The following is a 16,008-nucleotide window of genomic DNA, read 5'->3' on the forward strand; positions in this document are numbered from 1 at the left end:
CCTGCCGGCCCCGGTCCCCGGGGTCGCCCGCCGCTTCCGGGGGTCCACCGCCCCGGTAACCCCCGGGACTACCCCGGAAAGCCATGCCCCGGCCCAGCCCCGGCCCCGGGCCCAGCCGCCCGGCCCGCAGGCGGCCACAGGCGACCACCGGCGACCCCAGGGACCTACAGCGACGGCGGGTCGACCTGGACGCGGACGGGGTCGAGCTTGCGGGCGGAGCGGACGCGCTGCAGCTCGCCCAGCGCGCGGCCGAGGGCGGCTGCGTGCGACCGGGGCACCCGGACGACCGCGCGGACCTCCTGCTCCCCCGTCGGCACCGGTCCGAGCACCTCGCCGGCCTCGGGGAGGTCGAGCAGGGTGAGGGCGTCGTCGACCGCGCCGGGCTCGCCGGTGATCGTGGCCAGCCGGCTGGCGGGGGGCAGGTGCGCCTCCTGCCGCTCGGCGGTCTCGCGGGCGGCGAACCCGCTCGGGTCCCACCTGACCAGCGCCTGCACCGCGGGGTGGGCGGGGTCGCCGACGACGACCGCGCGGCCGCCGGGCCGGACCAGTCCAACCGCGTCGGACCAGCGGCGCAGCGCCTCCTCCTCGGTGCGCAGGTCGGTGCGGCCCAGCAGCAGCCAGGCGTCGAGCAGCACCACCGCGGCGTACCCGCCCTCCGCGACCGGCTCCGCCCCCGGCGTCGCGACCACGACCGCCGGGCGGGCGTCCACCGTGGCGAGGACCCGGTCCCGGGAGCTGGTCAGCACCCGCGTGCTGGGCAGCGCCCGGCCGAGCTCCTCGGCGGTGCGGGCGTCGCCGACGACCGGTGCGCGCAGCCCGCGGTAGCCGCACTCCCCGCAGGCCCACCCGGGGGCCTCGGTGCCGCACCACCGGCACGCCGGCGGCGTCGTCGGCCCGGTGAGCGCGAGCGGGCCCCGGCAGGCGCCGCAGCGCGCGGGGGTGCGGCACCGCTCGCAGGCCAGCGCCGCGACGTACCCGAGCCGCGGGTTCTGCACGAGCACCGGGCCCCGCTCGATCCCCCACCGGATCGCCTCCAGCGCCTGGCGGGGCACCCGGGACGCGCGCGCGAGCGGGTCGCGCTCGAGGTCGAGGTCGCTCGCGCCGGCCACCGCGGTGCGCACCCGCTCGCGCACGACCGCGCGGGGCGCGGCCAGCTCACGGGCCCAGCCGGTGCGCAGGAGGTACTCCGCCTCGACGCTGCGGGCGAAGCCCCCGACCAGCGCCGCGGCGCCCTCGAGCTCTGCACGCAGCAGCAGGGTCTCCCGGGTGTGGGGGTACGGCGCGCGAGGCTCGGCGTAGAGGTCGTCGCCGTCGTCCCAGACGGCCACCAGCCCGAGGTCGTGCACCGGGGCGAACGCCGCCGCGCGGGTGCCCACGACGATCCGGCGGGTGCCCCGGCTGACCGCGAGGAACTCCCGGTACCGACGGGCCGGCCCGGCGTCGGCGGTGAGCGTGACGTGGTGATCGGGACCGAGGACCTCGGTCAGCGCCCGGTCGACGCGGTCCACGTCCTTGCCGTCCGGCACGCAGATCAGCGCCCCCCGGCCGGAGCGCCGGGTGGCGGCCGCCGCCTCGGCCAAGCGACGCGGCCACTCCTCCCCCGGCGCGGCGGACCACACCGCACGCGGCGCGCCGCCCTCGGCGAGGTGCGCGAGGTACGCCGCGGCCGGCTCGTAGACCGACCACGCCGCGGTCTCGGCGGCACCGGCCGGGGGGACGGCCGGCTCCGGCGAGGACGGCTCCTTCTCGGTCGTGGCGTGCCGCGGCGGCACGGCCAGGCGCAGCAGGTCCGAGCGGGTGCCGGCGTACCGCTCGGCGAGCGATCCGCAGAGCTCGGCCACCGCGGGGCTGAGCACCGGCTCCGGGCTGACCACCCGGCGCAGCGGCGCCAGCCGGCCGGTGTGGTCGGAGGAGGCGAAACGCCCGAGGAGGTAGCCGTCCACGTCCTGCCCGGCGAACCGGACCTTGACCCGGACGCCCGGCTGCGCCGCCTCCGCCATCGACGCGGGCACCGCGTAGTCGAAGGTGCGGTCCAGGTGGGCCAGCGCCACGTCGACCAGCACCCGCGCCACCGGGTCGGCCTCGGCGACCTCCGCCTCGGCCGCCTTGCGCGCCCGGGTCGCCCGCGCCTTGGCCTGCGACTCCTGCAGGCTCGCCCGCACCAGGCCGGGGAGCAGCTCGGGCTGCTCCTCCGGTCCGGTCACGAGCGGAAGTCTCCCAGCGAGCGCCGACGGTCCCGTCGGCAGGCGTCGGCAGGACCGTGGCGGAGGCTCAGATGCCGGCGGCGGCCTTGAGGGCGTCGGCGCGGTCGGTGCGCTCCCAGGTGAACTCGGGCAGCTCGCGGCCGAAGTGGCCGTACGCCGAGGTCTTGGCGTAGATCGGGCGCAGCAGGTCGAGGTCACGCAGGATCGCGGCCGGGCGGAGGTCGAAGACCTCGAGGACGGCCTTCTGGATCTCCTCGTCGGAGACCACGCCGGTGCCGAAGGTCTGCACGAAGACGCCGACCGGCTGGGCCTTGCCGATCGCGTAGGCGACCTGGACCTCGCAGCGGCGGGCCAGGCCCGCGGCGACGACGTTCTTGGCCACCCAGCGCATGGCGTACGCCGCGGAGCGGTCCACCTTCGAGGGGTCCTTGCCCGAGAAGGCGCCGCCGCCGTGCCGGGCCATGCCGCCGTAGGTGTCGACGATGATCTTGCGGCCGGTCAGGCCGGCGTCACCCATCGGGCCGCCGACGACGAAGCGGCCGGTCGGGTTGACCAGCAGCCGGTAGTCGTCGGAGGGGATGTCGAACGACGCCAGCACCGGGTCGATGACGTTCTGCTTGATCTCGGCCTCGAGCTTGACCAGGTCGGTCTCCTCGGAGTGCTGCGTGGAGAGGACGACCGTGTCGACGCGGACCGGACGGTCGTCGGCGTCGTACTCGATGGTGACCTGGGTCTTGCCGTCCGGGCGGAGGTTGTCCATCACGCCGTTCTTGCGGACCTCGGTGAGCCGCTCGGAGAGGCGCTGGGCGATGACGATCGGCAGCGGCATCAGCACCGGGGTGTCGTCGCAGGCGTAGCCGAACATCAGGCCCTGGTCGCCGGCCCCGCGGCGGTCCAGCTCGTCCTCGGAGGTGCCGACGCGCGACTCGTGGCCGTGGTCGACGCCCTGGGCGATGTCGGCGGACTGGCCGCCGATGGCCACCTGCACGCCGCAGGTCGTGCCGTCGAAGCCCTTCTCCGAGGAGTCGTACCCGATGTCGAGGATGGCCTCGCGCACGAGCTCGGCGACCGGGGCGTAGGCGTTGGTGCGCACCTCGCCGGCGACGACGACGAGCCCGGTGGTCAGCAGCGTCTCGACCGCGACCCGGAGGTTCTCCTTGTCGCCGTCGTTGGCCATCAGGTAGTCGAGCACCGTGTCGCTGATGCGGTCGGCGATCTTGTCCGGGTGTCCCTCGGTCACGGACTCGGAGGTGAAGAGTCGTCCGGCCACAGCGCAGCTCCTGTCGTTCGGGGTGGTGCTCACGGTAGAGCGCGTCCCACCGCGTGGGACGGGCGTCTCAGCATCGGTTCACCAACATTGGGGGTTCAATCCTGCAGCCTGCGGACGACTTCGTCCCAAATGGCGTGCGCGAGCGTGGTCTTCGACCCCCGCGGCACGTCGGTCGCGGCGCCGTCGGCACCCAGGATGACCGCCTCGTTGTCCGGGCTGCCGAAGACCGCTCCCCCGCTGACGTCGTTGACGACCAGCAGGTCGCAGCCCTTGCGCGCGAGCTTGGCGCGGGCCAGCTCGAGCACCGAGCCGGTGTCGTCGCCGGTCTCGGCGGCGAAGCCGACCACCACGGTGCCCGGTCGCGCTCGCTGGGTGCTGATCTCGTGCAGCACGTCGGGGTTCTGCTGCAGCTCGATCGAGGGGGCCGAGCCGTCGGCCGCCTTCTTGATCTTGGCCTCGCTGACGTCGAGGGGCCGGAAGTCCGCGGGCGCGGCCGCCATGACCACGGCGTCGGCGGACGCGGCGGCGGGGACGACGGCGTCGCGCAGCTGCGCGGTGGTCTCGACGCGCACGACCGTCACTCCGGCGGGCTCGGGGAGGCTGGTGTTGGCGGCGACCAGGGTGACCTGGGCCCCCCGGGCCGCGGCGGCGCGCGCCAGCGCGAACCCCTGCAGGCCCGACGAGCGGTTGCCGAGGAAGCGCACCGGGTCGAGGTACTCCCGCGTGCCCCCGGCGGAGACCACGACGTGCCGTCCGACGAGGTCCAGCGTGGACCCCGCCTCGCCGCGGGCCAGCACCTGCGTGCAGACGTCGAAGATCTCGCCGGGCTCGGGCAGCCGGCCCTTGCCGGTGTCCTTGCCGGTCAGCCGGCCCTCGGCCGGCTCGAGGACGAGCACGCCGCGCTCGCGCAGCGTGGCGACGTTCGCCCGGGTCGCAGGGTGCTCCCACATCTCGGTGTGCATGGCCGGGGCCACCACCACCGGGCAGCGGGCGGTGAGCAAGGTGTTCGTGAGCAGGTCGTCGGCCAGGCCGTGCGCGGCGCGCGCCAGCGTGTCGGCGGTGGCGGGCGCGACGACCACGAGGTCGGCCGACTGGCCCAGCCGCACGTGCGGCACCCGGTGGACGTCGGTCCACACGTCGGTGGCGACCGGCTTGCCCGACAGCGCCGCCCAGGTGGGCGCGCCCACGAACTCCAGCGCCGACTCGGTCGGCACGACCGTCACGTCGTGGCCGGACTCGGTGAGCCGGCGCAACAGCTCACAGGCCTTGTACGCCGCGATCCCGCCGGTGACCCCGAGGACGACAACGGGCCGCGCCCCCGTGGGGGACGCGGCCTCGTGGGCGGAGCTGGTGCTCAGCGGATCACTCGCCGGGGTTGAACGAGGCGTCGATGGCGGCGGCCTTGGCGGCGGCCTCCTCGGCGGCGAGCTCGGCGGGGTCGACGTCCTCGCACGTCAGGAGGTCCTCGTTGATCTCGCGGAGCGCGATCGAGAGGGGCTTCTCCTGCACGTGGGTGTCGACGAGCGGGCCGACGTACTCCAGCAGGCCCTCGCCGAGCTGGGAGTAGTAGGCGTTGATCTGCCGGGCGCGCTTGGCGCTGTAGAGGACCAGCTTGTACTTGCTGTCGGTCTTGGTGAGCAGGTCGTCGATCGAGGGGTTGGTGACACCCTGAGCGTCGATGTTGGGGGCAGACACGCGTGAAGCCTCACTGATCGGTGGATGGACGCCCGACGGGCGGAGCCGGCGCGGAGAGGCAGCGCCTCAGTCGAGCACCATCAAGGCTACCAACTCGTCCGCAGCAGCGTGAACTTCGTGGTTGACGATGGTGACGTCGAACTCCGTCTCGGCCGCGAGCTCGGCCCGCGCGGTGGTGAGCCGGCGCTCCCGCTCCGCCTCGGTCTCGGTGCCGCGACCGACCAGGCGGCGGACCAGCTCCTCCCACGAGGGCGGCTTGAGGAAGACGAAGAGCGCCTCGGGCATGGTCTGCCGGACCTGGCGCGCGCCCTGCAGGTCGATCTCGAGCATCGCGGGGCGGCCGGAGGCCAGCGCGAGGTCGACCGGCTGCCGGGGAGTGCCGTACCGGGCGGCCTTGTGCACGAACGCCCACTCCAGCAGGTCGTCCTCGGCGACCATCCGGTCGAACTCCTCGTCGGAGACGAACCAGTAGTGCACGCCGTTGACCTCGCCCGGACGCGGCGGCCGGGTGGTCGCGGAGACCGAGATCCAGACCTCCGGGTGGTGCTCGCGGATGTGCGCCGCGACCGTGCCCTTGCCGACGGCCGTGGGGCCGGCCAGCACGACCAGTCGCGAGCGGCGCTCAGCGCCCGTCACGCGGAGTCACGCGACGCGAACTCCTTCTCGAGCGCGGCGACCTGCTTGGTGCCGAGCCCGCGGACGCGCCTGCTCTCGGCGATGCCGAGGCGCTCCATGACCTGACGGGCGCGGACCTTGCCGAGCCCGGGCATCGACTGCAGCAGGTCGACGACCCGCATCTTGCCGATGACCTCGTTCTCCTGGCCCTCGTGGAGCACGTCGACGATCGAGGCGCCCGAGTTCTTCAGGCGGTTCTTGACCTCGGCCCGCTCGCGGCGGGAAGCGGCTGCCTTCTCCAGGGCCGCCTGGCGTTGTTCCGGCGTGAGGGGCGGGAGCGCCACGGGCGATGTCCTTTGGGTCGAGCGGCAGGTCGGAGGGCGAGGGCCAATCTAGTCAGAACTCTTCACCACCGGCAACGCAGGTCACCCCCACCGCCGTCCGGCCCTGGCCACCGGCGTCGCCGGTCGTCGCCGGTCGTCCCCGGCCGGCCTCAGAGGGTCAGCGGGGTGCCGCACACGTCGCGCGCCTGCTGCTGGACCCCGGCGAGCGCCTCCACGGTCGGCCGGGCCGCGAGCTCGCGGGCGGCGGCGTCGATCCGAGCCCGCTGCGCCGCGGACACGTCGGTGGAGCGGTCCTCCCGGTCGTACGACGCGGGGTCGACCCCGGCGTCCTCCAGGGCGTCGCGGAGCTCGCCGACGCGGCCGACGACGAGGTCCCACTCGTCGCGGATGTCGCGGGGGGCCTCCTCCTCGAGCGCCTCGAGGTGCGGCAGCGCCGCCACCAGCGCGCCCGGCCCGCCGTCGGCGACCGCCTCGGAGAGGTCCTCGCGCTGGGCGAGCACCTCGTCGCAGTACGCCTCGAACGGGTCCTGCGAGCAGGCCGTCAGCGGCAGCAGCAGCGAGCCCAGCAGCGCTGCGACGAGGGGGACGAGCGAGACGGTCGTGCGGCGCGGGCGGGTCCTCACCGCAGCGCCGCCAGCCGGTCGTTCGTGGCGCGGACGGCGTCGCGCAGGGCGGCCGCGTCCGGGCCCAGGCGGAGGACGTCGCGCGAGGAGCTGGGCAGGACGTTCGCCGCGGTGGCCCCGAAGATCCGCCGCACGTCCTCGACGGTCCCGCCCTGCGCGCCGTACCCCGGTGCCAGCACCGGGCCGTTGAAGGCCAGGTCCTCGGCGGTCTCCCCGATCGTCGCGCCGACAACGGCACCGAAGGACCCGAGCGGGTCCGCGTCGGCGTTCAGCCGGCGCAGGTGGTCGAGGATCCGCCCGGCCACGGTCGAGCCGTCCTCGAGGCGGGCGTGCTGGACCTCCGGCCCCTCCGCGTTCGAGGTCAGCGCCAGCACGAAGAGGCCGGCGCCGTGCCGGCGGGCGCTGTCGACGAACGGGTCGAGCGAGCCGAACCCGAGGAACGGGCTGACGGTGAGGGCGTCGGCGGCCAGCGGCGAGGACGGGTCGAGGTAGGCGTCGGCATAGGCCTGCGACGTCGAGCCGATGTCGCCGCGCTTGGCGTCCATGACGACGAGCGCCCCCGCCGCGCGCGCCGCTGCCACGACCTCCTCGAGGACGGCGACGCCCCGGCTCCCGAACCGCTCGTAGAACGCCGACTGCGGCTTGACCGTCGAGGCGTGCGGGGCGACCGCCTCGACCGCGGTCAGCGCGAAGCGGCGCAGCCCCTCGACGTCGTCGGGGAGTCCCCAGTCGGCGAGCAGGGCGGCGTGGGGGTCGATGCCGACGCAGAGCGGGCCCCGCTCGTCGACGGCGGCGCGCAGGCGGGCGCCGAAGGGGCTGGTCATGGCTGTCTCCTCAGCTGAGGTCGGCCGCGATCCGGGCGGCGGTGGTGGGGTCGCGGAGCAGGGCGGTGCCGACCTGGACGGCCACGGCGCCGGCGTCGAGGAAGCAGCGCGCGTCGGCGGTCGTGGCGATGCCGCCCCCGCCGACGACGGGTACGGCGGGCAGCGCGGCGCGCACCTCGGTCACGCACCGCAGGGAGAGCGGCAGGACCGCGGGGCCGCTGAGCCCGGCCGGCCGGCCGTCGGGGAGCGCCGCGGCCTGCGGGCCGCCGACGACGACGGCGGCCGCGCCGGCGTCGGTCACGACGCGGGCGGACTCCGCCACCCGCAGCACGTCGGCGCGCACCTTGGCCAGGACGGGGAGGTCCTGGGCCTCGCGGACCACCGCGGCGACGACGTTGGCGGCGTGGAACGGCTCGCGCACGTCGAGCAGTCCGTGGGCGCGGGCGTCGGGGACGGCGAGGTCCACCTCGATGGCCCGGACGCCGGGCGCCCGGGCGAGCCGCTTGGCGACCTCGGCGTGCTCGGCGACCGAGGAGCCGGTCACCGACACCACGACCCGGACCCCCTGCTGCACCAGCCACGGCAGCTCGGTGGCCAGGAAGATCTCCAGCCCCGGGCCCGGCAGGCCGGTGCTGTGGACGAGCCCGGCCGGCGTCTCGGCGAAGCGCGGTCCCGGCCCGCCGGTGCGGGCGTTGAGGGTCAGCGACCGGGTGGTGAACGCACCGACGCCCTCGAGGGCGCCCAGCGCGACGAGCTCGCGACCGGTGCCGCCGCACCCGGCGGCCACCACGACGGGGGACGGCAGCTCGATCACGACGGATCCCCCGTCGGCCGGCCCGGGCGGGCGTCCGCGCGTGGGGCCTCGGGGCCGGTCCAGGTCGGTGCCAGCTCGGTCCAGCGAACCCGGTCGCCGCGGACGACGGGGCCCTCGGTGCAGGCGCGGACGACACGACCGACACCGTCCTCGCCGACCACGGGCAGCGGGCAGCCGAGGCACAGCCCGGTGCCGCAGGCGAGCGGCTGCTCGACGGCGGTCTGGCTCCAGGCACCGGCCTGCTCGGCCGCGGACGCGACGGCGTGCAGCGTGCGCACCGGCCCGGCGGCGTACACCACCTCGGCGGCGGACTGCGCGAGCACGCCGGCGACCACGTCGGCGACCGCCCCGCGGCGGCCGACCGAGCCGTCGGCGGTGACGACCGTGACCGCCCGTGCGACGCGGCGTGCCTCCAGCGCCGAGAGCAGGTGGCGCTCGTCGGGGGCGGCGACGAGGAGGTTGACCTGGCAGCCGCGCTCGCGCAGCCGCTCGGCGAGCGGGAACAGCGGGGCCGCGGCGTACCCCTCCCCCACCAGCAGGGTGGCGACGGGCTCCTTGGGCAGCGCGAACGCCCGGCCGAGCGGGCCGGTGAGCTCCAGCCGGGTGCCGACCGGCCGCTCGGCGAGCCAGTGGGTGCCCGGACCGACCGGGTCGACGACCAGCTGCAGCGCGGGCCCGTAGCCGCCGACCGGCTTGACGCCGTGGATCCACAGCGCGCGGGGGGTGAGCCGGGTCCCGTCGACGGCGACCGCGACGAACGTTCCGGGCCGGAACCGCTCGGCCACGCCCGGCGCGACCACGGTCAGGTGCTGGTAGGCGCCGACCCGCTTGCTGGCCAGCACCTCCCCGGTGGTGTGGAGCGGTCCCCTCACCCCGTCGCCGGTCCTGCCGTGGCCGGTCCTGCCGTGGCGGTGGTGCTCGTGCCGGCGAGGATCCGCCGCGGCCACAGCGGGCCCTCGTAGACGAACGCGCTGTAGCCCTGGAGCAGGTCGGCCCCGGCCTCGAGCCGCGCGCGGGCGTCCTCGGGCGTGGTGATCCCGCCGACGCCGATGATCGTCAGCGCGGGGCCCACCCGGTCGCGCAGCAGCCGGGTGACCTCGAGCGCGCGGGCGGTCAGCGGCCGACCGGACAGCCCTCCCGCGCCCACGGCCTCGACGTCGGCGTCCGGGCTGGCGAGCCCGGCACGGGACGTCGTGGTGTTGGTGGCGATGATCCCGTCGAGGCCGATCGCCACCGCCATGTCGGCGACCGCCAGCACGTCCTCGTCGGCGAGGTCCGGCGCGATCTTCACGACCAGCGGGACCCGCGACGAGGTGACGGTGTCGGCGGTGCGGCGCACGTGCTCCAGCAGCGGCTGGAGCTTCTCGACGGCCTGCAGGTTGCGCAGTCCGGGGGTGTTCGGCGAGCTCACGTTGACCACGAGGTAGTCGGCGTGCGGCGCCAGCAGCCGCGTGCTCTTGGCGTAGTCGGCCTCCACCGCGGCCTGGTCGTCGTCGGGCACCACCTTGGTCTTGCCGATGTTGACGCCGAGGACGGGGCGGGGGGCTGCCGGATTCCCCGGCCCCCCGGGGATTCCGGCGCTTCTCGGCCGATGCATCCCCTGAGGAGCGCCGGTTTCCCCTGAGGAGCGGGCGGCGCGCGCGGCCAGCCGGCGGGCGACCACCTCGGCGCCGTCGTTGTTGAACCCCATCCGGTTCACGACGGCCCGGTCGGCGGGCAGCCGGAAGAGGCGCGGCCTCGGGTTGCCCGGCTGCGCCTCGCCGGTGACCGTGCCGACCTCGACGTGGCCGAACCCGAGCGCGGCGAGGGCATCGATGCCGACGGCGTTCTTGTCGAAGCCGGCCGCCATGCCGAGCACGTTGGGGAAGATCAGGCCGAGCGCCCGGACCGGCTGCCCGGGCACCGGGAGCCGACCGGTCACCGGCGCGGCGGCGCGCACCGCCCGGAAGCCCAGGTGGTGGGCCCGCTCGGCGTCGATGCGCGTCGCGACGTGGTCGAAGAGCAGTCCGTACGCCGTCACCGGCTCGCCCACTCCTGCAGGCTGCGCACGCCGATGTCGCCGCGGCGGGCGGCCTCGATGCCCTGGACGGCCGCGCCCAGCCCCTGCACCGTGGTGATGCAGGGGACGTTGGCGCGGACGGCGGCGGTGCGGATCTCGTAGCCGTCGAGGCGGGCGTGGCCCTCCCCCGCGCCGTACGGCGTGTTGACCACCATCTGGATCTCGCCGTCGAGGATCAGCTGGACGGTGGTCCGCTCCCCGTCGGGGCCGGTGCCCTCGAAGTGCTTGCGCACGACCGTCGCCGGCACGCCGTTGCGGCGCAGCACCTCCGCGGTGCCGGCGGTCGCGAGGATCTCGAAGCCGAGGTCGGCCAGCGCCCGGATCGGGAAGACCATCGAGCGCTTGTCGCGGTTGGCCACCGAGACGAACACCTTGCCGCTCGCGGGCAGCGGCCCGAACGCCGCGGCCTGGGACTTGGCGAACGCCGTGCCGAAGTCGCGGTCCAGGCCCATCACCTCGCCGGTCGACTTCATCTCGGGGCCGAGGACGGTGTCGACCTGCGCGCCGTCGGGGGTGCGGAACCGGTTGAACGGCATGACCGCCTCCTTGACCGCGATCGGCTGGTCGGCCGGCAGCGTGCCGCCGTCGCCGGTCGCGGGCAGCAGCCCGCTCGCACGGAGGTCGGCGACCGACTCGCCCAGCATGATCCGGGCGGCGGCCTTCGCCAGCGGCGTCGCGGTCGCCTTGGACACGAAGGGCACCGTCCGCGACGCCCGCGGGTTGGCCTCCAGCACGTAGAGGATGTCCGACCCGAGCGCGAACTGGATGTTCAGCAGCCCGCGCACGCCGACGCCGCGCGCGATCGCCTCGGTCGCCTCCCGGATCCGCGCGATCTCCCGCGCACCCAGGGTGATCGGGGGCAGCGCGCACGAGGAGTCGCCGGAGTGGATGCCGGCCTCCTCGATGTGCTCCATCACGCCGCCGAGGAAGAGGTCCTCGCCGTCGAAGAGCGCGTCGACGTCGATCTCGACCGCGTCGTCGAGGAACCGGTCAACCAGCACGGGCGCCTGCGGCGAGATCAGCCCGGCGGCGACGTACTTCTCCAGGTAGGTCTCGAGCGCCTCGTCGCCGTAGACGATCTCCATGCCCCGGCCGCCGAGCACGTACGACGGCCGCACGAGCACCGGGTAGCCGATCTCGGTGGCGATCCGCTGCGCCTCGGGGTACGACGTCGCCGTGCCGTGCTTGGGAGCGGTCAGCCCCGCCTCGGCGAGCACGCGGCCGAACGCACCGCGCTCCTCGGCCAGGTCGATCGCGTCGGGCGAGGTGCCGACGATCGGCACCCCCGCGCGCGCCAGGCCCTGGGCGAGCCCGAGCGGGGTCTGCCCGCCGAGCTGGCAGATGACGCCGGCGACCGGGCCGGCGACCTGCTCGGCGTGGACGACCTCGAGGACGTCCTCGAGGGTCAGCGGCTCGAAGTAGAGCCGGTTCGAGGTGTCGTAGTCGGTCGAGACGGTCTCGGGGTTGCAGTTGACCATGACGGTCTCGTAGCCGGCACCACCCTCCCCGGTGCCGAGCGCCAGGGAGGCGTGCACGCAGGAGTAGTCGAACTCGATGCCCTGCCCGATCCGGTTCGGCCCGGATCCCAGGATGATCACCGCGGGCCGCTCGCGGGGGGCGACCTCGCTCTCCTCGTCGTAGGAGGAGTAGTGGTACGGCGTCGCGGCCGCGAACTCCGCCGCACAGGTGTCGACGGTCTTGTAGACGGGCCGGATGCCCAGCGCGTGCCGGACGCCGCGGACCACGTCGGCCGACATGCCGCGGATCTTGCCGATCTGGTCGTCGGAGAAGCCGTGCCGCTTCGCGCGGCGCAGCAGGTCCGGCGTGAGCTCGACGGCGGCGGTGACCTCCGCGGCGACCTCGTTGATCAGCGCGAGCTGGTCGAGGAACCACGGGTCGATGCCGGTGGCCTCGAAGATCTCCTCGGGGGTCGCGCCGGCGCGGATCGCGTCCATGACCTCGCGCAGCCGTCCGTCGTGCGGGGTCCGGATGCTCGCCAGGATTGCGTCCTTGTCGAGGTCGACCCACTCCTGGTGCCAGTCGAAGACGGCGTTCGGGCTCTCCAGCGAGCGCAGCGCCTTCTGCAGCGCCTCGGTGAAGCTGCGCCCGATCGCCATCGCCTCGCCCACCGACTTCATGTGGGTGGTCAGCGTCGGGTCGGCGCCGGGGAACTTCTCGAAGGCGAACCGCGGCACCTTGACCACCACGTAGTCCAGCGTCGGCTCGAAGCTCGCCGGCGTGGAGTGACCGTCGGGGCGGGTGGTGATGTCGTTGGGGATCTCGTCGAGGGTGTAGCCGATCGCGACCTTGGCGGCGATCTTGGCGATCGGGAACCCGGTCGCCTTCGAGGCCAGCGCCGAGGAGCGCGAGACCCGCGGGTTCATCTCGATGACGACGAGGCGCCCGTCGGCGGGGTTCACGGCGTACTGGATGTTGCAGCCGCCGGTGTCGACGCCGACCGAGCGGATGATGCCGATCGCGAGGTCGCGCATCTTCTGGTACTCGCGGTCGGTCAGCGTCATGGCCGGCGCGACCGTGATCGAGTCACCGGTGTGGACGCCCATCGGGTCGAGGTTCTCGATCGAGCAGATGATCACCACGTTGTCCGCGGTGTCGCGCATGACCTCGAGCTCGTACTCCTTCCACCCGAGGATCGACTCCTCCAGGAGCACCTCGGTGGTCGGGCTCGCGTCGAGGCCGGCGCCGGCGATGCGGTGCAGGTCGGTCTCGTCGTACGCCATGCCCGAGCCGGTGCCGCCCATGGTGAACGACGGCCGGACCACGACCGGGTAGCCGAGGTCCTCGACGGCGGCCAGGCAGTCCTCCATCGAGTGGCAGATCGCGGACCGCGCGGACTCCCCGCCGAGCTCCTCGACGATCTTCTTGAAGACCTGCCGGTTCTCGCCGCGGTCGATCGCCTCGATGTTGGCGCCGATCAGCTCCACGCCGTACTTCTCGAGCACGCCGTCGCGGTCCAGCGCCATCGCGGCGTTGAGCGCGGTCTGTCCGCCGAGGGTCGCGAGCAGCGCGTCGGGCCGCTCCTTGGCGATGACCTTCTCCACGAACTCCGGGGTGATCGGCTCGACGTACGTCGCGTCGGCGAACTCCGGGTCGGTCATGATCGTCGCCGGGTTGGAGTTGACCAGGACGACCCGCAGGCCCTCCTCGCGCAGCACGCGGCAGGCCTGGGTGCCGGAGTAGTCGAACTCCGCGGCCTGGCCGATGATGATCGGCCCCGAGCCGATGACGAGGACGGACTCGATGTCGGTGCGCTTGGGCATGTCAGGCGCCCTTCTGCTCGGTCGAGCGGTCGGCCATCAGCTGGGTGAAGCGGTCGAAGAGGTACGCCGCGTCGTGCGGGCCCGCGGCGGCCTCGGGGTGGTACTGGACCGAGAAGCTGGTGAGCCGGCCCCGGTCGTCGCGCAGCTCGAGCCCCTCGACGACGTCGTCGTTGAGGCACACGTGGCTCACGCTCGCCTCGCCGTACGGCGTGGAGGTGGTGCCCTCGAGCGGCGCGTCGACGGCGAAGCCGTGGTTGTGCGCGGTCACCTCGACCTTGCCCGTGGTGCGGTCCATGACCGGCTGGTTGATGCCGCGGTGGCCGTACTTCAGCTTGTAGGTGCCGAAGCCGAGCGCGCGGCCGAAGAGCTGGTTGCCGAAGCAGATCCCGAAGTACGGCACGCCCTGGCCCAGCGCGCCCTGGAGCACCTCGACCTGCTGGGTGGTGGCCGCGGGGTCGCCGGGCCCGTTGGAGTAGAACAGCCCGTCCGGCTCGACCGCCAGGACGTCCTCGAGCGTCGAGGTCGCCGGCAGCACGTGCACTTCGATGCCGCGCTCGGCCATGCGGTAAGGCGTCATCGACTTGATGCCCAGGTCGAGGGCGGCCACGGTGAACCGCTTCTGCCCCTGCGCCGGCACCACGTAGGGCTCCGGGGTGGTGACCTCGTCGGCGAGCTCGAGCCCGCTCATCTCCGCCGAGGCGCGGACCCGCTCGAGCAGCGCCGCGGGATCGGTCTCGGTGCTCGAGATGCCGACGCGCATCGCGCCGCGGTCGCGCAGGTGGCGGGTGAGGGCGCGGGTGTCGACGCCGCTGATGCCGACGACGCCCTGCTCGCGCAGCTCCTCGTCGAGGGTGCGGCGGCTGCGCCAGCTCGACGGCACGCGGGCGGGGTCGCGCACGACGTACCCGGCGACCCAGATCCGGCGGGACTCGGGGTCCTCGTCGTTGATGCCGGTGTTGCCGACGTGCGGGGACGTCATCACGACCACCTGCCGGTGGTAGGACGGGTCGGTCAACGTCTCCTGGTAGCCGGTCATGCCGGTGTTGAAGACGGCCTCGCCGAAGGTCTCGCCCGGGGCGCCGAACGCCTTTCCGGTGAAGCTGCGACCGTCCTCGAGGACCAGGATCGCGGGGGCATGCAACGGCACGCCGCACCTCCTTCTCCGCCTCACGGGACGGATCGTTAAAGGATGTTCGAACGGCCCCGACCCTACCAGCGCGCGGACCCGGACCGGGGCCCGGCGCCGCCGGACGGACGGGCCTCCCGGAGCCCGTGCTGGCTCAGGCGGCGACCCGGCTGACCGCCTCCGCGGCGAGCTCGACCGAGCGCAGGCGGGCCTCGGTGGTGGGGGCCTGGTGGGCGGTGATCAGCTCGTCGGCGCCGACCCTCTCGGCGAAGGCGCGCAGGTAGGCGCCGACCTCTGCGGGCGAGCCCAGGGCGGTGTAGGTCAGCATCGAGTCGACGTGGGTGGCGGCGCCGCGGCGCAGGAGCACGTCGGCCTCGGTGGCGGAGAGCTCCTGGCCGTTGCCGAAGAGGCCCACCGCGAGCGTGCGGCGGACCGACGCGTGGTTCTCCCGTGCCTGCTCAGCGGTGTCGGCCGCGACGACGTTCACCCCCGCGATGACGTACGGCGCGTCGAGCTGCTCGGAGGGACGGAACTCCCGGCGGTAGGCCTCGACCGCCGCCTCGAGCGCCTGCGGCGCGAAGTGGCTGGCGAAGGCGTACGGCAGCCCGAGGCGCGCCGCGAGGTGGGCACCGAACATGGAGGACCCGAGGATGTACAGCGGGACGTGCGAGCCGCGGCCGGGCACGGCCTGGACCCCGGGCACCCGGGAGTCGCCGGCCAGGAACGCCTGCAGCTCGAGGACGTCCTCGGGGAAGCGCTCGGAGGAGCGGGGGTCGCGGCGCAGGGCGTACATCGTGTTCTGGTCCGAGCCCGGCGCGCGGCCCAGGCCGAGGTCGATGCGGCCGGGGTACATCGCCTCGAGCGTGCCGAACTGCTCGGCGATCGTCAGCGGGGAGTGGTTGGGCAGCATCACGCCGCCGGCGCCGAGCCGGATCGTGGAGGTGTGCGCGCCCACGTGCGAGATCAGCACGCTGGTCGCCGAGGAGGCGATGCGCGGCATGTTGTGGTGCTCGGCGTACCAGACGCGCTCGTAGCCGTGCTCCTCGGCGCGGCGGGCGAGGGCGACGCTGGCGGCGATGCTGCTGGAGACGCTCTCCCCCTCGGCGATGGGGGCGAGGTCCAGGACGGAGAGCGGGATCGTCATGTGGTGCCG

Annotated in this window: 14 protein-coding genes; all 14 read right to left on the reverse strand. The window is 74.5% G+C overall.

Annotated elements, in window-relative coordinates:
- Nucleotides 1-164: 164 nt before the first annotated feature.
- Entirely contained in the window at nt 165-2,204 is a 2,040-nt protein-coding gene (locus tag AB0N29_RS16725) for a primosomal protein N' (RefSeq protein WP_364868441.1), read from the reverse strand.
- Nucleotides 2,205-2,271: 67 nt separating this feature from the next.
- The gene (metK, locus tag AB0N29_RS16730; RefSeq protein WP_302266814.1) at nt 2,272-3,474 is read right to left on the reverse strand and encodes a methionine adenosyltransferase; all 1,203 of its coding nucleotides are present in this window, start codon (nt 3,472-3,474) and stop codon (nt 2,272-2,274) included.
- Nucleotides 3,475-3,569: 95 nt separating this feature from the next.
- Nucleotides 3,570-4,832 (reverse strand): bifunctional phosphopantothenoylcysteine decarboxylase/phosphopantothenate--cysteine ligase CoaBC, encoded by a 1,263-nt coding sequence (gene coaBC / locus AB0N29_RS16735; RefSeq protein WP_364868712.1) that lies wholly within the window; start codon nt 4,830-4,832, stop codon nt 3,570-3,572.
- 4 nt (nt 4,833-4,836) lie between these two features.
- On the reverse strand, nt 4,837-5,169 hold the full coding sequence (rpoZ, locus tag AB0N29_RS16740; protein WP_300960461.1) for a DNA-directed RNA polymerase subunit omega: 333 nt from the start codon (nt 5,167-5,169) through the stop codon (nt 4,837-4,839).
- A gap of 66 nt (nt 5,170-5,235) precedes the next feature.
- Nucleotides 5,236-5,805 carry a guanylate kinase gene (gmk, locus tag AB0N29_RS16745; protein WP_364868445.1) on the reverse strand — a complete coding sequence of 190 codons (570 nt, stop codon included), beginning with the start codon at nt 5,803-5,805 and terminating at the stop codon, nt 5,236-5,238.
- The gene (gene mihF, locus AB0N29_RS16750; RefSeq protein ID WP_302266816.1) at nt 5,802-6,128 is read right to left on the reverse strand and encodes an integration host factor, actinobacterial type; all 327 of its coding nucleotides are present in this window, start codon (nt 6,126-6,128) and stop codon (nt 5,802-5,804) included. Before mihF ends, gmk begins: the two co-directional genes overlap by 4 nt.
- A gap of 149 nt (nt 6,129-6,277) precedes the next feature.
- Nucleotides 6,278-6,751, reverse strand: coding sequence for a hypothetical protein (locus AB0N29_RS16755; RefSeq protein WP_302266817.1), 474 nt, complete (start codon nt 6,749-6,751; stop codon nt 6,278-6,280).
- Nucleotides 6,748-7,575 carry an orotidine-5'-phosphate decarboxylase gene (gene pyrF, locus AB0N29_RS16760; protein WP_302266818.1) on the reverse strand — a complete coding sequence of 276 codons (828 nt, stop codon included), beginning with the start codon at nt 7,573-7,575 and terminating at the stop codon, nt 6,748-6,750. The genes AB0N29_RS16755 and pyrF overlap by 4 nt, the downstream gene beginning before the upstream one ends.
- Nucleotides 7,576-7,585: 10 nt before the next feature.
- The gene (locus AB0N29_RS16765; RefSeq protein WP_302266819.1) at nt 7,586-8,389 is read right to left on the reverse strand and encodes a tRNA-dihydrouridine synthase; all 804 of its coding nucleotides are present in this window, start codon (nt 8,387-8,389) and stop codon (nt 7,586-7,588) included.
- Nucleotides 8,386-9,261: a hypothetical protein gene (locus AB0N29_RS16770; protein WP_302266820.1), complete on the reverse strand. Its 876-nt coding sequence runs from the start codon at nt 9,259-9,261 to the stop codon at nt 8,386-8,388. The genes AB0N29_RS16765 and AB0N29_RS16770 overlap by 4 nt, the downstream gene beginning before the upstream one ends.
- A complete protein-coding gene (locus tag AB0N29_RS16775) occupies nt 9,258-10,421 on the reverse strand; it encodes a quinone-dependent dihydroorotate dehydrogenase (protein WP_364868450.1) in 1,164 nt (387 codons plus the stop codon). The genes AB0N29_RS16770 and AB0N29_RS16775 overlap by 4 nt, the downstream gene beginning before the upstream one ends.
- Nucleotides 10,406-13,729 (reverse strand): carbamoyl-phosphate synthase large subunit, encoded by a 3,324-nt coding sequence (gene carB / locus AB0N29_RS16780; protein ID WP_364868452.1) that lies wholly within the window; start codon nt 13,727-13,729, stop codon nt 10,406-10,408. The genes AB0N29_RS16775 and carB overlap by 16 nt, the downstream gene beginning before the upstream one ends.
- A gap of 1 nt (nt 13,730) precedes the next feature.
- Nucleotides 13,731-14,876, reverse strand: a complete 1,146-nt coding sequence (gene carA / locus AB0N29_RS16785) for a glutamine-hydrolyzing carbamoyl-phosphate synthase small subunit (protein WP_364868455.1) — start codon at nt 14,874-14,876, stop codon at nt 13,731-13,733.
- A 133-nt stretch (nt 14,877-15,009) separates the two neighbouring features.
- Complete coding sequence (locus tag AB0N29_RS16790; protein WP_302266824.1) at nt 15,010-15,999, reverse strand: LLM class flavin-dependent oxidoreductase; 990 nt, start codon at nt 15,997-15,999, stop codon at nt 15,010-15,012.
- Nucleotides 16,000-16,008 lie beyond the last annotated feature (9 nt).

This window comes from Nocardioides sp. NPDC092400, assembly GCF_040684155.1.
GTDB lineage: Bacteria > Actinomycetota > Actinomycetes > Propionibacteriales > Nocardioidaceae > Nocardioides.

Excerpts from the sequence above, each read along its gene's own strand:
- carB (WP_364868452.1), bottom strand. The coding sequence starts at position 13,729 with ATGCCCAAGCGCACCGACATCGAGTCCGTCCTCGTCATCGGCTCGGGG.
- pyrF (WP_302266818.1), bottom strand. The coding sequence starts at position 7,575 with ATGACCAGCCCCTTCGGCGCCCGCCTGCGCGCCGCCGTCGACGAGCGG.
- AB0N29_RS16790 (WP_302266824.1), bottom strand. The coding sequence starts at position 15,999 with ATGACGATCCCGCTCTCCGTCCTGGACCTCGCCCCCATCGCCGAGGGG.